The organism is Frigoribacterium sp. PvP054 (genome assembly GCF_040547465.1).
Lineage (GTDB): Bacteria > Actinomycetota > Actinomycetes > Actinomycetales > Microbacteriaceae > Frigoribacterium.
Map to the genome: position 1 here is coordinate 19,655 of NZ_JBEPPU010000013.1, position 14,656 is coordinate 34,310.

The following is a 14,656-nucleotide window of genomic DNA, read 5'->3' on the forward strand; positions in this document are numbered from 1 at the left end:
TCACCGGCCCGCGCGGTAGTGGGCGGCCACCTGGGTGGCGGAGAGGGCGACGGTGTTCCAGACCTGGGTGCTGTCGAGCGAACCGGCGAGGTAGTTGCTGGTGGGGGCCGAGGTCCAGCCCGAGAGCGGCAGCTGGCCGACGCGCCACCAGCCGTTGTAGGCCTGCGCACTCTTGGTGGCCGTGTCGGTGGCGACGCTCTTGCCGTCGACGTACAGCGCCATGCCGTTCGTGCTCGACAGCGTCGCGACGACGTGGTGCCAGGCACCGTCGTTGTACGACAGCGGCGACGCGATCGTCTTGACCGAGTTGGGGTAGACGCCGAAGACGAGCTTGCCCGCGTTCGTCATGTAGAGGTGCCGGTCGTAGTTGCCGGGGGCACCCGCCTGCGAGTTCGAGAAGCCGACGAGCTCGCCGCCGGAGGTGGTCTTCGTCCTGACCCAGGTCTCGATCGTGACGTTGTTGGAGCCGGTGAACGACGTGGGGGTGGTGACCTGCCCGCTGGCGCCGTCGAGCGTCAGGTACGGGCTGTCGTCGGCGGCACACGAGCCGGCCGTGAAGGCGGCCCCGCCGACCAGGGTGCCCGGTCGAGCGTTGCCCGAACTGTCGGCGGCCGTCGTGCCGGACGTCTCGTTGTAGGCGAACGCGAAGCTCGGGGCGTCTGCGTAGGTCTCGGTCAGGCAGTCGTAGCTGCCGGCGGTCAGCTTGGACGTGGGGTTCGTGACGTTCGCGGCGAACGCGGCGTGCGAGCCGCCCGAGACGACGAGGGTGAGCGCGAGACCGCCGCCGATCGCTGCCAGGCCGAGCGCGCCTCCTGCGGTCCGGAGGCGACGGAGGCGCCGCTCGCGTCGACGCTGCACGCGGCGGCCGGCCGAGACGGTCGCCGCCGGCGACGCGGTGCGCTCGTCGCGCAGCAGGTAGCGGTCGCCCCGGCTGAGCAGGACGACGAGGACGAGCAGGCCCCCGGTGACGAGCAGGTGGCCGTACCGGTGGTCGGCCGCCCAGACGAAGGGGGTCCCGACGTAGGGCACGCGGAGGAAGCCCACGCCGATCACGGCGCTGCGGTCGATGGGCGTCGAGTCGGCACTCGGGTTGGCGTCGCCCTTGGTGACGATCTGCCCGGCCCGACCGTTGTCGTGGTAGCGGTGCAGGCGCAGGTGTCCGGCCTGGTCGGGGTCGTCGAAGAGCAGCACCTGTCCGCGGTGGACCTCGGACGCCGCGACGGGCTTGGCGACGACGACGTCGCCGGGGTGGATGCGGGGCTCCATCGAGCCGGTCATCACGGTGGTGGGGCTCCAGCCGAGCGCGGCCGGGGCGGCGGCGTAGACCATGAGGCCGAGCAGCGAGTACAGCACGACCCGCGACGCGGTGCCGAGTGCCAGGCGCGTCCAGTCGAGCCACGCACGAGAGGCACCCACGGGCAGCGTGATCGAGGCCGTGGCCGCGGGGGCGGGCCGCAGCTTCAGGTCGATCGTGCTCATGGGTGCCTCTGCTCGGGTGTGGTGCGGGTGGTGCGGTGTCGGGCCGCCTGGTGCTGTGGTGCTGTGGTGCTGTGGTGCTGTGTCGCTGTGGTGCGGCGTCGCCGGCGTGCGGCGGCGTCAGGCGGCCGTCCGGGCTCAGCTGTTCTGGGCCTCCCAGGTGAGGCCGAGGCTGGCGGTGCCGCCCTGGGTCGTGTTGGGAGCCGAGTTCGAGACGGTGTAGGTCACCTGGTAGGTGCGGGTCTCGGACGCGGTGCCGGTGGGGGCCCAGGTGCCGACGCCGTTCGAGTAGTTGGTGTAGCTCGTCCCGAAGGCGGCCAGGGTGCCGCTGTAGAGGCTCGAGCCCGAGGCCAGGGGGGTGAAGCCGGTGCACGAGCCGAAGCCGCCGCCGGTGCCCTGCACGACGCTCAGCGTGATGTTCGAGGCCAGGTTGTTGGTCGTGGCGGCGTTCGTGCCGTAGAGCTTGACGGCCGAGGCGAGCGAGCCGGTGCTGGTGACGGCGATGCAGTTGGTGCCGGTCGAGCCGGGCTTGAGGTTGGTGGCCGTGAAGAGCGCGGTGTTGCTGTCGTCGTCGGTCAGGGCGACGGTGCCGGCGGTCCAGTTGCTGGTCGGGTTGACCGTGGTGGACGAGAAGGCCGAGTACGACGCGGTCGAGACGACGATGCCCGAGGCCACGAGGGCGGCGGGGATGGCGATCCAGGCGGCGATGCGGGCGATGCGGGGGGTGGGACGGGACATGGCGTGCTCCAGGGGGCGAAGGGGTGGAAGAGGGGGTGTCGTGCGGGATGTCGGGGGCCACTCCGGCGACGAGGTTCAGGGGCTTCGCCGGTGAGAAGCTCGCCACCCGAGCCGTTCTGGTTTCGAGTGATCGTTGTTCTCAAGTGGTACGACAATCAAATTACTTGCGCTGCAAGAGGCTTGCAAGCCGAACCATGTCCCCAGTGGTGGGGGTGTCACGACGATCGAGATTCTTGTTGACTGAGGTGGTGCCACGGACGGCACGCCCACGCGTCATGGAGGACCCCTTGCCGATCGCCCCACCCCTGCTCGACCCCGCCGTCGCCGACGGCGGACTCGACCTCGACGACCTCACCCGCCTGCTCGACTCGTTCCGGTTGCTGATGCTCAACCACTCGCGCGTGCTCGACCACCAGGGCGACCTGTTCGGGCTGGGCGACACCGACATCCGGTTCCTCTTCTACGTGTCGGCGACCGGTGACTCCGTCACCCCGAAGCGCGCCGCCGACCACCTCGACCTCTCGTCGGGCGCCATGACGAACCTCGTCGACGCCGGCTACCTCGACCGTCGGCGCAACCCCTACGACCGTCGCAGCGTCATCGTCAGCCGCACCCCGCGCGGCGTCGAGGTCACCGGCGCCATCGCCTCCGTCTACGGCGCGGCGTTCGCCGAGGTCGTCCCCGCCTCGCAGCACCGCGTCCTCGCCGACACGCTGCTCGACCTCGGCCGGGCGTTCGACCGCCACGGGGTCGGCTCCTGCCCGGCCGCCCCCGCCGCCGCCTGACCGGCCTCGGCCGCGGACCGGGCGCCGGGACGGGCGAGTCCGTGGCGGACGGGCGAGTGCGACGGCCCGTCGACGACGAACTGGCCCGCGCAGGCCGCGCGTCGCGGCCCGCGACCTACGGGATCAGGCGGCGCAGGCGTGCGGCGTCGGCCAGGTCGGCCCGGAACCGGTCGAGCGTCGACAGCGTGTAGAGCCCGTCGATCTGCTGGTCGACCCAGAGCTGGTGGATGCGCTTGAGGTCGGCCTGACGGCTCTTCCACCCGATGCCGTCGATGACGGCCATGACGGTCTGGCGGGGCAGGCGGACGTCGGCCATCTCCTCGATCTCGCGGACGGCGTCGGTCAGCTTCGACCCGGTCGAGTCGAAGCCCTTCGCCGCGACCACGATCGCGGGCTCGTCGGCCGACGGGATCACCAGGTCGCACGGCGCCGTGCGGTTCGCCCGCCCGGTGAACCGCGTGCGCGTGCCGCAGGCGAGCCCGAGGTCGCGGGCGATCGCCTCGATCTCGTCCTCGAGCCGTCGGCCCGACACGCCCGCCCTGATCGCCGAGGCCCGCGTGCCGGCCCGGGCCGCCAGCACGTCGCCGAAGTCGTACGTGCGGTGCCGCTGCGCCGCGACGAGGCGCACGAGCTCGAACTCGTCGTCGAGGTGGGCCACCAGGTCGTCGGCCCGTCCGCGGGCGAGCGTCAGCCAGCTCGGGGTGTCGAAGGCGTGCCGGAGCGAGTTGCGCAGCTTCTCCTGCGACAACCCCACGGCGAGGCCGAGCGCCGGCACCCACGCCGGGTGCTGACGGGCCCACTCGGCGAGGTGGTCGCGGTCGACGACGGGCAGCTCGCCGAGGCTGGCCGCGGCGCGGGCGAGGTCGCTCGCCGCGGCCGAGGGCGCGGTCGGGTCGACGTGGGCGGTCATGCGGCCGAGCGAGGCGACGTACTCGTCGAAGGTGGGGATCGCCACGGTCAGTCCCTCCCGACGAAGACGTACTCGGTGGCCGCCGTGCGGGTCGCCGCCCGGTGGGTTCCGAAGCTGTAGGTGTGGTCGACGACGTGCACCTCGACGTGCGGCTTCACCGTGCGCAGCAGCTGCTCGATGCGCCCGCGGTCCGGCACGGCGTTCGACGAGTACGACAGCACGAGCGCGCCCGCGTCGGCGAACTGCTCGAAGGTGCGCACGAGCGCGTCGTCGACCGTTCGCGGGTAGGCGAACGGCGTGAACAGCTTGGCGATCTTCTTCGTCCTGGTCTCGGTCATGATCGTCTGGCCCCGCCAGTAGACGGCCAACCCCTGCAGGAAGTGGTAGCGCTTCATGTAGTCCGCGTCGTCCCGAGGAGGCGCGTAGGGCGGGTCGAGGTACACCAGGTCGGCGGGCGGTCGCCTCAGTGCGGCCACGTCGCCCTCGACGGCCTCGTGGTCCCGGCCGTCGTCGAAGACGGCCCCGCCGTAGGCCCGGACGGCCGCCCGGAACTGCTCGGCCATGGTCAGCCGCAGGTCGCGACGACCGTCGTCGTAGCGCGCGCCCGTGAAGCTGAAGACGCCGCGCGGCTGCTTGCGGGCCGCGGCGAGCACGAGGCCGGCGATCGCCAGGTCGCGCTCGGCGCCGACCAGGCGGTCGACGTGCGACCAGGCCGAGTCGAGGAACGCCCGGTCGTCGGCCGAGAAGAAGACCCCGTCGAAGGTGCGTCGGACGAGGTCGCGGTCGTCGGCGGCCGGCCCGCAGATCTCGTCGACGAGCTCGTCCGACAGCGTGGTCGACCCGTTGACGACGGAGGCGCGGGCGATGACCGCGGGGAACGCCAGGAAGTCGTTGCTCACGACCCGGCGACCCTGCGCCTTCATGAGGTACGAGACGACGCCCGACCCGCTGAAGGCGTCGATCGCGCTCGAGGGCCGGGCCGCGCCTCCTCGGCCCCCTCGGTCGTCCGCCGGCACGGGCGCGACGCTCGAGAAGACGTCGTGCAGCACGGGCAGCAGCGCGTACTTCGAGCCCATGTACCGCAGGCGGGGGAAGGCCGCGACGCGGGCGGGCACATCCGTGACGGCACCGCCGACCTCGGGGGGAACGAGTTCGACGGTCACCGGGCAAGTCTGCCGCACTCCGGAACCGGGCAGGCGCCCGCGTCAGTCGTCGGTCGGGCTCCAGGCCTGGGTGTCGAGGTCGGCCCGCGACGCGTGCGGCACGTTGCCGGTCGTGGTGCCGGCGATGCGCAGGCTCTCCTGGCGCAGCTCGAGCTGGGCGACCACGAGGGCCGCGAGGTCGGTCAGGTTCGCGACCTGCTCGTCGCTCGCGGTGCCCGGCTGGCGGTCGATGACCGAGAGGGTGCCGATGGTGTGGCCGTCGCGTCGGGTGAGCGGGACGCTGACGTAGAACCGCATGCCGAGCGGCCCGGTGACGAGGGGGCTGGAGGCGACGCGTCGGTCGGTCGCGGCGTCCTCGATGACCAGGGGTTCGGACGAGTGCACCGCCCCCTGCGACAGGTCGATCTGACGGGCGACGTCGCCCACGGCCGGGTCGTAGTGCGTGGTGAACCAGGTGCGGTCGTCGTCGATCACGGTCGCGAGGGCGATCGGGGCCGAGAAGAGGCGCGCCGCCATGGCGGTCACCCGGTCCAGCGCCTCGTTTGGCAGGGTGTCGAGCACCTCGCTGTGGTCGAACGGCTCGGTGTCGCCACCCCGCGTCGCGCCGTCGCCGGCAGGGAAGTCGCCCCCGCCGTCGCGGTGGTCGGTGGTCTCGGTGATCACGACGTCGCGCATCAACGCGACCAGCTCGGCCCGCGTCGGGCGCTCGGCCGGGTCGCGCCGGGTCATCGCCCGCAGGGCCTGACGCCAGTGGTCGGGCAGCGGCTCGGGCAGCACCGGGTCGCGCGACAGGCGCGCGACGGCGGACTCGACGAGCGACCCCGGGAACTCACGGCGGCGGGTGAAGCACTGCAGCAGCACGAGGCCGAGGCTGTAGACGTCGCTCGCCGGACCGACCTCGCCGCCGACCGCCTGCTCGGGGCTGAGGTAGGCGGCGGTGCCGGTCGTGACGCCCTCGGCGGTCAGGCGTTCGACGTCGTCGGTGAGGGCGATGCCGAAGTCGGCCAGCTTGGCCCTGGCCCGCGCGGCACCGTGGTCGCCGTAGTCGACGAGCAGGATGTTCGACGGCTTGATGTCGCGGTGCACCACGGAGTGGCCGTGGATGTAGTCGAGCGCCTCGGCCATGTCGTAGCCGATCTCGGCGATGTGGCGGGCGGCGAGGGCGCCGTGGTTCAGGCGGTCCTCGAGGTTGAGACCGGCGATCAGCGGCATCACCAGGAAGCGCTGCGGGCCGTTCGGCCCGTGCTCGACGCCGGCGTCGAACAGGCCGACCAGGCCGTGGTGCTCGAGGCTCGAGAGGACGCCGAGCTCGGCCTCCTGCCGCGCCGGATCGACCATCGCGCTGTGGAAGACCTTGATCGCGACCGTTCGGTTGAGGCTCTCGTCGACGGCCTTGTAGACGGTGGCCATGCCACCTCGACCCACGACGGACTGCAGCCGGTAGCGCTCGGCGAGCACGCGATCGAGCGCGTCGTCCTGCTGTGGCGCGGCCATCGCCTCCCCCTCGTGACTGGTGTGGGGTCCATCCTGTCGCATGCGGGGCGTCCGCGTGACGATCGGACCGGTGACGATCGGATCACGACCGGCGCCCGCCGAGGCCGCGACGGCCGACCCGCACCTTGTGAAGCCCTGGGAGAACGCCGCCGTCGGGAAGGGAGCCGCCCGCCCGTCGGTTGGGTTGCACATGACAACGTACGGAATCATCGGAGCAGGCAACATCGGCAGCCAGGTCGCCCGGGCGGTCATCGCCCACGGCCACGACGTCGTGATCAGCAACTCGCGCGGGCCCGAGACCCTCGCCGACCTCGTGGCCGACCTCGGCCCGAAGGCCCGGGCGGCCACCGCCGCCGAGGCCGGTGAGGCAGGCGACGTGGTCGTCGTCACCGTCCCCCTCAAGAACCTCGACCAGGTGCCGGTCGAGCCGCTCGCGGGCAAGACCGTGATCGACACGAACAACTACTACTTCGAGCGCGACGGGCACATCCCGGCGCTCGACGCGGGCACCGACACGACCGCCGAGATGCTGCAGCGCCACCTGCCCACCAGCCGCGTGGTCAAGGGCTTCAACCACATCGAGGCGAAGGACATCACGACCGACGTCGCCCCCGCCGGCACCCCCGACCGCCGCGCCCTCGCCACGTCGAGCGACTCCCCCGAGGCCGTCGCCCTGGTGACCGACCTCTACGACGACCTGGGCTTCGACACCGTCGACGTCAGCCCGCTGTCCGAGAGCTGGCGCGTCGAGCGCGACCGCCCGGCCTACGTCGTGCGCCAGACGAAGGACGAGCTCGTCGCCAACCTCGCGAAGGCGAACCGGGTGCCGCAGGCCTCGTGACCCGGCCGGGCGGCGACGCCCACCGACGGACGCGACCCGCGCCTCCTGCTCAGGAGGCGCGGGTCGCGTCGTCCGTCCGGCGTCGTGGTCAGAGCACCCAGCAGCGGTAGGCCGATCCGGTCACGGCCCGCTCGCTCGTGACGAGCGAGGTCGTGTAGGTCTGGGTGTGGGAGTCGACGGCGGGCAGCTCGACGACCTTCCAACCGACGACGGCCCGGTTCTCGTTGAGCGCCTGCACCGCGCACCCGACCTCGGTGCCGCCCGCCACGTTGACCGTGTACTGCACGTCGACCGAGTCGTCGCCGGCGACGGTGAACCCGTAGTGGCTCACCTCGAGCTCGGCCGAGTCGCCGTCGAACGCGACGAGCACGACCCAGGCCGTGACCACGAGGGCGACGGCCGAGCCCGCGACGAGGGCGACCAGTCGTGACCACCGGGCCCGGCCGGGCCGTCGGCCGTACCGGTCGTCGAGTCGGGCGGCCGGGCCGACGCGGGCCGGGTCGGTGGTCTGCATGGCGTCAAGGGTAGGAGGCGCGAGCTCGGAACCGCATGGACGCGGACTCCCGGCGCACCCGGCACCGCCCCGATGCCCGGGCGGGACGAGCGCGCCTAGGCGGCGTCGGCCTCGAACAGCACGGACAGGTCGAGGGGTTCGGTCGGAGCCAGCTCGACGTGGAGCAGGTCGTCGTTCACAGGAAGAGGCCGTTGCTGAGGAAGAGGGCGGCGACGAGGCTGGCGCTCGCTCCCACGGCCGCCGTGGCGATGACGAACAGCGTCGCCTGGCGCTCGGTCTCGCGGACCTCGGAGAACGGGCTGCGGGTGTCGTCGGCGCGGCGACGCGACGGGGTGAGGAGGGTCATGGTCGGTCCGTTTCTCGGCAGCCCTGGGCTGTCTGCCGGTGATGCTGGTCTCAGGGGACCGCGGCTCGGGAGCCGCGGTCCGCACCGCCCGTGAAGTCGGTACCCACGAATGAAATCACGAGGTAGCTAGGCCATCTAGCTACCTCGTGACGCAGTTCGCATTGCGGACAACGTGCGCGTGCCGACCGGCGTCGAGGGCGCCGGAGGGCCGCCGGTTAGCCGATTTCCGACGCATGCCCCAGGATGGGGGCCTGTCCTCTTTTCGGGGGACCACCAGACTGGCTACGGTCTCAGGACGAGACCGTCGGAGGCCGCGCCTCCTGCACCGCACGGATTGCGAACGAACATGCCCCTGGTCGAACCCCCGACCCCCCGCCGACACGGCCGCCTGGTCGCGGCGCTCGTGCGGGTCACGAAGCCCCTCTTCCGCCTCCACCTCGCGCTCTACGAGCGAGAGCTGGCGCGGGCCCCCTTCCCCCGCGACACCCGACGCACGCTCATCGAGGGCCCCGACCCCGACCGGCTGCTCTTCGTCGGCAGCATCGCCGTCGAGGGCTTCGGCGTGCTCGACCACGACCTCACCTGCGCCAGCCAGACCGCCCGCCTGGTCGGCTCGACCCGAGGTCGCGGCGTCACCTGGCGCGAGGTCTCGGCGCCCGTGCTGACGGCCGCCGAGGCCGCCCGGATCGACCTGCCCGACGAGCCGGCGGACGTCGCCGTGGTGCTGCTCGGCATCTGCGACGTGTTGTTGGCGACCGAGGGCGCCTCGTGGGAGGCCGACCTGCTCCGCCTCGCCGACCGCGTGCGCGAGACCGCCGGCCCCGACTGCCGGATCGTCTACGTCGGCATCCCGCCGATGGCCGAGTTCCGGCCGATCCCACCCGTCGCGAAGCGGCTGCTGACGAAGCAGATCGAGCGGCTCAACGCCTTGACGGCCCGGGTCGCGCTCACCCTGCCCGGGGCGTCCTGGGTGCCGTTCCCCGAGTGGCGCTCCGAAGGGCTCTACCACCAGGAGCTGCTCTCGTGGGCGACCATGCACCGACGCTGGGGCCAGGCGATCGCGCCGGCGGTCGTGTCGTCGCTCGATCCCGTCGAGCAGGCCGACGCCGCCACGATCGACCCGCGTCCGGGCAGACGCTCGTGATCCGGTTGCCCGTCCCGTCGGCCTGACCTACACTCGATCCGTTCGAACACACGTTCGAACGAGCAGGAGGACGACATGAGCACGCAGACCACCCATGAGCCCGTGGCGCTCTGGTTCGAGCGCGACCTGCCCGCGCGGCTGGTGTGGTCGTGCCGGCGGTGGCGCGTGACCGACAGCCCGACCGAGCTGCGGGTCGAGCCGGCGGTCACGCCCGACTTCATCACCCACCCGCCGCGCCGGTTCGTCGGCTGGCGGTTCCAGGCCACCGACGACGACGGCACGACCCACATGTTCGAGGTCGTCCTCGGCGCGGACGGCGGCTGGGTGCTGGGCCGCGTCTACGACTGACCCCCGAGGGGTGGACCGCCGGGTCGTGGATGCCGGGCGGCCGATGCGGTAAGAACGGTCCGTGATCGATCGCCCGGCCCTCGCCGACTTCCTCCGCCGTCGACGGACGGCCCTGCAGCCCGAGGACGTCGGCCTGCCGCGAGGTCCGCGGCGACGGACCGAGGGTCTGCGACGCGAGGAGGTCGCGGTGCTCTGTGCCATGTCGACCGACTACTACGCCCGGCTCGAACGCGGGACGGGGCCGCACCCCTCCGAGCAGATGGTGGCCGCGATCGCCCAGGGCCTGCACCTCACGGTCGCCGAACGCGACCACCTGTTCCGACTGGCGGGCCACCACCCACCCGTGCCGGGGCTCGTGGGCGGGCACGTCGCACCGGGCGTGCTGCGCATCCTCGACCGACTCGAGGACACCCCCGCCGAGATCGTCACCGAGCTCGGCGAGACGCTCCGCCAGACGCCGCTCGCCCGTGCGCTCACCGGTGACGCCACCGAGCGCTCGGGCAGCCGCCGGAGCCTCGGCTACCGCTGGTTCACGGACCCAGAGGCGCAGGCCGCCTACCCGCCGGACGAGCGCGACGTGCTGTCGCGCGTGTACGCCGCGGGCCTTCGCGAACTCGTCGCGCTGCGCGGACCCGGGTCGCGGGCCGCCGAGCTGGTGCACGAGCTGTGGGACGACGCCGGGTTCCGTGCGGCGTGGGACCGTCACGAGGTCGGCCTCGCGCCTCCCGAGGTGAAGCGGTTCGTCCACCCGGAGGTCGGGGCGCTCGAACTCGCCTGCCAGACGCTCGTCGACCCCGACCAGTCGCACCGGCTGCTGGTCTACACGGCGGAACCCGGCAGCCCCAGCCAGGAGCGCCTCCGGCTCCTGGCCGTCGTCGGATCGCTCAGCCACTGATCGGCGGGCCCTGGATGCACCGGTGACCAGACCCGAGCATGGGGGGACGCACCCGCCACCGAGAACCCCGGAGGACCTCCATGCCCACCACCCCGCACCTCGACATCCCCGACCAGACCGGCAAGCTCGCCCTCGTCACGGGCGCGAGCGACGGCCTCGGCGCCGTCATCGCCCGTCGCCTGGCCGCGGCCGGCGCCGAGGTCGTCATGCCGGTCCGTTCGGCCGCCAAGGGCGAACGGGTCGCCGCCGACATCCGCTCGCGGGTGCCCGGCGCGAAGGTCACCGTCGCCTCGCTCGACCTGTCCCGCCTCGAGTCCGTCGCCGCGCTGGCCGCCCGGCTGCGGGACGAGGGGCGACCCGTCCACCTGCTGGTGAACAACGCCGGGGTGATGCGACCGCCGACCCGGCAGGAGACCGCCGACGGGTTCGAGCTGCAGGTCGGCACCAACCACCTCGGGCACTTCGCCCTCACCCTCGGGCTGCTCCCGCTGTTGCAGGCGGGGCACGCGCGCGTGACGAACCAGACGAGCGTGGCCGCCCGCAGCGCCACCCTCGACCTCGACGACTTCGCCGAGCAGCGACGCTACGACGTGATGCGCGCGTACGGCGCGTCCAAGACGGCCGTGGGCCTGTTCTCGCGCGAGCTCGACGCCAGGAGCCGCGCCGCCGGGTGGGGCATCACCAGCAACCTGGCCCACCCCGGCGTCTCGCCGACGAACCTCCTCGCCGCCCAGCCCGGCATGGGGCGCGAACGGGCCGGCGCGGAACGACGGGTCATCGGCGCGCTGTCCCGCGTCGGGGTGCTGGGCACCGTCGAGAGCGCCGCCCTCCCCGCGCTGATGGCGGCCACCCGGGCCGGGTCGCCGGGCGACGAGTTCTTCGGACCGCGCCGGACCGTCGGCGGCCCGCCCGCCCCTCGCCCGCTCTGGCGGCCCCTGACCGACCTCGACACGGCGCGGGCGCTCTGGGACCTGTCGGCACGCCTCACCCTCGTGCAGGCCTGACGAGCCGGTCCGGCGGCGCGCCCCCTCGAGCCGTCGCCGTCCCACCCGCCGTTGCCGCACCTCCGGGTTTGTGCCATTGTTAGGACAATTGCCCACCACCTGGAAGTAGTACAGAGACGTATGAACCAGTCCTTCGCCCGCACCCTGCGTCCGGCGCTCCGATGAAGGCGTCTGTCGCCGGCGCCCCGGTGAGCTTCGGCGTCTTCGAGCTGACCCCCGAGGGCGCGGACGTCGTCGCTCCCGACGAGTTCGTCGACGTCCTGGCCGAGAGCGGCTACGCCGGCGTCGACCTCGGACCCGTCGGCTACCTCGGCCGCGGCGACGAGCTCCGCGCCCGACTCGCCCGCTCGGGCCTCGAACTCGCCGGGGGGTGGATCCAGCTGCCCTTCTCCGACGACGACGCCTTCGCGGCCGCTCTCCCGCAGCTGGACGCGACCCTGCGCCTCTTCGCCGAGGCGTCGGACGGCGGCCCGGCACGCCTGCCGCTGCCGACCCTCGCCGACGACGGCTCCGACGCCCGTCGCGCCGGACCGGGTCGCGGCGCCGCCACCGACCCGCTCGACGACCGACGGTGGTCCACCCTCGCCGCCAACGTCGAGCGCGCCGTCGACAGGACGCGGGCAGCAGGCTTCGAACCGACCTTCCACCACCACGCGGGCACGTTCGTCGAGTCGCCGGACGAGATCGACCGGTTCCTCGCCGCGGTCGACGTCGGCCTGACCCTCGACACCGGGCACCTCGTCATCGGGGGCGGCGACCCCGTGCTCGCGATCGAGCGCTGGGGCGACCGGATCAACCACCTGCACCTGAAGGACGTCGACGTCGCCGGACTCCGACGGGTGCTGGCCGCCGGAGGCGGGATGCGCGAGGTCTGGTCCTCCGGGTCGTTCGTCGCCTTCGGGCACGGCGACGTCGACCTCGACGCGGTCATGACCGCCCTCGACCGCCTGGGCTACGACGGCTGGATCGTCGTCGAGCAGGACGTCCTGAACGCCCCGGACGCCGACCTCTCGGCGTTCCGCACCGAACGGGGCGCCGACCAGCTCGTCAACCGCGACGCCCTCCGCGAGTGGGCCTGACGCGCCTCCCCACCCTCCTGCCCCTCGGGGCCCCACGACGCCCACGGGCAGCAAGGACGACGACGTGACCACTCCGCTCCGCTTCGGACTCATCGGCACCGGCCGCATCGGCCAGGTGCACGCCGCGAACATCGCGGCCGACCCCGAGGCCACCCTCGCCTGGGTCTGCGACCCGTTCGTCGAGGGCGCCGAGGCCGTCTCGGCACGCCACGGCGGCACCGTGACGACCGACGCCGCCGCGATGTTCTCGTCGGGCGAGATCGACGCCGTCCTCATCGCCTCGCCCACCGCGACCCACGTGGACCTGCTCGGGGCGGCACTCGACGCCGGCGTCCCCGCGCTGTGCGAGAAGCCGATCGACCTCGACATCGCGCGGGTCGACGCCCTGCTGCCGCGCGTCGAGTCGTCGGGCGTCCCCGTCGCCCTGGGCTTCAACCGCCGCTTCGACCCCGCGTTCGCCGCCGCGCAGGCCCGCGTGGCGGCCGGCGAGATCGGCGCGCTCGAGCAGCTGTCGATCGTCAGTCGTGACCCGGCGGCCCCGCCGGCCGCGTACGTGGGGGTCTCGGGCGGCATTTTCCGCGACATGACCATCCACGACTTCGACATGGCCCGGTTCTTCCTGCCGGACATCGTCGAGGTGACGGCCACCGGCACGACCCTCTTCGACCCGGGCGCCCGCGAACACGGCGACCACGACACCGCGATGGTGACGCTCCGCTCGGCCTCGGGGGCCCTGGTCTCGATCACGAACTCGCGGCACAGCGCCGTGGGCTACGACCAGCGGCTCGAGGCCTTCGGCGCCGAGGGCTCCCTGCAGGTGTCGAACGCGCTCACCAGCCTCGTGAGCGTCTCCACGGCCTCCCAGGTCGAGGCCAAGCCGCCGTACCAGGACTTCTTCCTCGAGCGGTACGCCGCGGCCTACGTCGCCGAGCTGCGCGCGTTCGTCCGGCTGGCCCGGGGCGAGGAGTCCGCGAGCCCGACCTTCGCCGACGGTCGGGCGGCGCTCGTCCTCGCCGACGCCGCCGCCCGCTCGGCGGTCGAGCGCGTCTCCGTCGCCGTCGAACTCTGAGCAGGCCATGACCTACCGGCTGGCGGCCTGCGCCGAGATGCTGTTCCGCGAGCTGCCCGTCGTCGACCGCGTCCGGCGCCTGCACGAGCTCGGCTTCGAGGTCGAGATCTGGGACTGGTCCACGAAGGACCTCCCCGCGCTCGCGGCCACCGGCGCGACGTTCTCGTCGATGACCGGCTACCTCGCGGGCGACCTGACGACGACCGACGGCATCGCCGACCTGCTCCGCACGGCCGAGCTCTCCCTCGCCGCGGCCGAGGTCGTCGACTCGCCGCGGCTCAACCTGCACGGCACCGGCCTCGACCCGGACGGGCTCCCGGTGCGACCGGGCGAGGCCGTGACGCCGGACGACCGCGAGCGGGCGCTCGAGACCCTCGCCCACCTGGCACGGCTCGGCGAGCGCCACGGCCGCGTCTTCACGCTCGAGAACCTGAACACGGCGGTCGACCACCCGGGCACGCCCTTCGCCCGGGCCGACGACACCCTCGCGCTCGTGAGCGCCGTCGACAGCCCGGGCCTGCGCCTCAACCTCGACCTGTACCACGCACAGATCGGCGAGGGGAACCTCGTCGAGCTGCTGCGGCGGGCGCTGCCCTGGGTCGGCGAGATCCAGGTCGCGGACGTGCCGGGGCGCTTCGAGCCGGGCACGGGCGAGATCCGGTACCCCGCGATCGCGGCCGAGCTGCGGACGCTCGGGTACGAGGGCGTCGTGGGCCTCGAGGCCTGGCCCTCCGTCGACTCCGACACGGCGCTCGAACGCTTCCGCGCCTCCTTCGCCTGACGCCGCCCCGCGGCGGACCGGACCCGGGAGGCGCGGGTCCGGCCGTGCGGGCCGGCCCGCCCCCGGCCC

General features: G+C 73.1%; 16 protein-coding genes. 9 read left to right on the top strand and 7 right to left on the bottom strand.

What is annotated here, in order from left to right; translation table 11 throughout:
- Both ABID81_RS13820 and ABID81_RS13825 read right to left on the bottom strand, forming a co-directional pair.
- A complete protein-coding gene (locus tag ABID81_RS13820; RefSeq protein ID WP_354595361.1) occupies window positions 1-1,479 on the bottom strand; it encodes a signal peptidase I in 1,479 nt (492 codons plus the stop codon).
- Between the two features lie 135 nt (window positions 1,480-1,614).
- A complete protein-coding gene (locus ABID81_RS13825) occupies window positions 1,615-2,214 on the bottom strand; it encodes a hypothetical protein (protein ID WP_354595362.1) in 600 nt (199 codons plus the stop codon).
- 287 nt (window positions 2,215-2,501) lie between these two features.
- On the opposite strand from ABID81_RS13825, the gene ABID81_RS13830 reads away from it, so the two are divergent.
- Window positions 2,502-2,999: a MarR family winged helix-turn-helix transcriptional regulator gene (locus ABID81_RS13830; protein WP_354595363.1), complete on the top strand. Its 498-nt coding sequence runs from the start codon at window positions 2,502-2,504 to the stop codon at window positions 2,997-2,999.
- Window positions 3,000-3,114: 115 nt separating this feature from the next.
- Here ABID81_RS13830 and ABID81_RS13835 read toward each other — a convergent pair whose 3' ends face one another.
- The 3 genes from ABID81_RS13835 to ABID81_RS13845 are packed head-to-tail and all read right to left on the bottom strand — an operon-like array spanning window position 3,115 to window position 6,566.
- Window positions 3,115-3,954: a hypothetical protein gene (locus ABID81_RS13835; protein WP_354595364.1), complete on the bottom strand. Its 840-nt coding sequence runs from the start codon at window positions 3,952-3,954 to the stop codon at window positions 3,115-3,117.
- 2 nt (window positions 3,955-3,956) lie between these two features.
- Window positions 3,957-5,072 carry a DNA adenine methylase gene (locus ABID81_RS13840; RefSeq protein ID WP_354595365.1) on the bottom strand — a complete coding sequence of 372 codons (1,116 nt, stop codon included), beginning with the start codon at window positions 5,070-5,072 and terminating at the stop codon, window positions 3,957-3,959.
- 42 nt (window positions 5,073-5,114) lie between these two features.
- Window positions 5,115-6,566, bottom strand: coding sequence for a protein kinase domain-containing protein (locus tag ABID81_RS13845; protein WP_354595366.1), 1,452 nt, complete (start codon window positions 6,564-6,566; stop codon window positions 5,115-5,117).
- Between the two features lie 127 nt (window positions 6,567-6,693).
- Between ABID81_RS13845 and ABID81_RS13850 the strand changes: the two genes are divergently transcribed.
- Entirely contained in the window at window positions 6,694-7,407 is a 714-nt protein-coding gene (locus ABID81_RS13850) for an NADPH-dependent F420 reductase (protein WP_502915232.1), read from the top strand.
- An 88-nt stretch (window positions 7,408-7,495) separates the two neighbouring features.
- On the opposite strand, the gene ABID81_RS13855 is transcribed toward ABID81_RS13850, so the two are convergent.
- Together ABID81_RS13855 and ABID81_RS13860 are read right to left on the bottom strand one after the other, a co-directional pair.
- Window positions 7,496-7,921, bottom strand: a complete 426-nt coding sequence (locus ABID81_RS13855) for a DUF4307 domain-containing protein (RefSeq protein WP_354595368.1) — start codon at window positions 7,919-7,921, stop codon at window positions 7,496-7,498.
- A gap of 175 nt (window positions 7,922-8,096) precedes the next feature.
- The gene (locus ABID81_RS13860) at window positions 8,097-8,267 is read right to left on the bottom strand and encodes a hypothetical protein (RefSeq protein ID WP_354595369.1); all 171 of its coding nucleotides are present in this window, start codon (window positions 8,265-8,267) and stop codon (window positions 8,097-8,099) included.
- 346 nt (window positions 8,268-8,613) lie between these two features.
- On the opposite strand from ABID81_RS13860, the gene ABID81_RS13865 reads away from it, so the two are divergent.
- The 7 genes from ABID81_RS13865 to ABID81_RS13895 all read left to right on the top strand — a co-directional run bounded on the left by ABID81_RS13865 (window position 8,614) and on the right by ABID81_RS13895 (window position 14,587).
- A complete protein-coding gene (locus tag ABID81_RS13865) occupies window positions 8,614-9,411 on the top strand; it encodes a GDSL-type esterase/lipase family protein (protein WP_354595370.1) in 798 nt (265 codons plus the stop codon).
- Window positions 9,412-9,486: 75 nt separating this feature from the next.
- Window positions 9,487-9,759 (top strand): hypothetical protein, encoded by a 273-nt coding sequence (locus ABID81_RS13870; RefSeq protein ID WP_354595371.1) that lies wholly within the window; start codon window positions 9,487-9,489, stop codon window positions 9,757-9,759.
- Window positions 9,760-9,820: 61 nt separating this feature from the next.
- Complete coding sequence (locus tag ABID81_RS13875) at window positions 9,821-10,654, top strand: helix-turn-helix transcriptional regulator (protein ID WP_354595372.1); 834 nt, start codon at window positions 9,821-9,823, stop codon at window positions 10,652-10,654.
- Between the two features lie 80 nt (window positions 10,655-10,734).
- Window positions 10,735-11,658: an SDR family oxidoreductase gene (locus ABID81_RS13880; protein ID WP_354595373.1), complete on the top strand. Its 924-nt coding sequence runs from the start codon at window positions 10,735-10,737 to the stop codon at window positions 11,656-11,658.
- A 161-nt stretch (window positions 11,659-11,819) separates the two neighbouring features.
- On the top strand, window positions 11,820-12,737 hold the full coding sequence (locus tag ABID81_RS13885; RefSeq protein WP_354595374.1) for a sugar phosphate isomerase/epimerase family protein: 918 nt from the start codon (window positions 11,820-11,822) through the stop codon (window positions 12,735-12,737).
- Between the two features lie 64 nt (window positions 12,738-12,801).
- Window positions 12,802-13,806, top strand: coding sequence for an inositol 2-dehydrogenase (gene iolG, locus ABID81_RS13890; protein WP_354595375.1), 1,005 nt, complete (start codon window positions 12,802-12,804; stop codon window positions 13,804-13,806).
- Between the two features lie 7 nt (window positions 13,807-13,813).
- Complete coding sequence (locus tag ABID81_RS13895; RefSeq protein WP_354595376.1) at window positions 13,814-14,587, top strand: TIM barrel protein; 774 nt, start codon at window positions 13,814-13,816, stop codon at window positions 14,585-14,587.
- The last annotated feature ends 69 nt before the right edge of the window (window positions 14,588-14,656 follow it).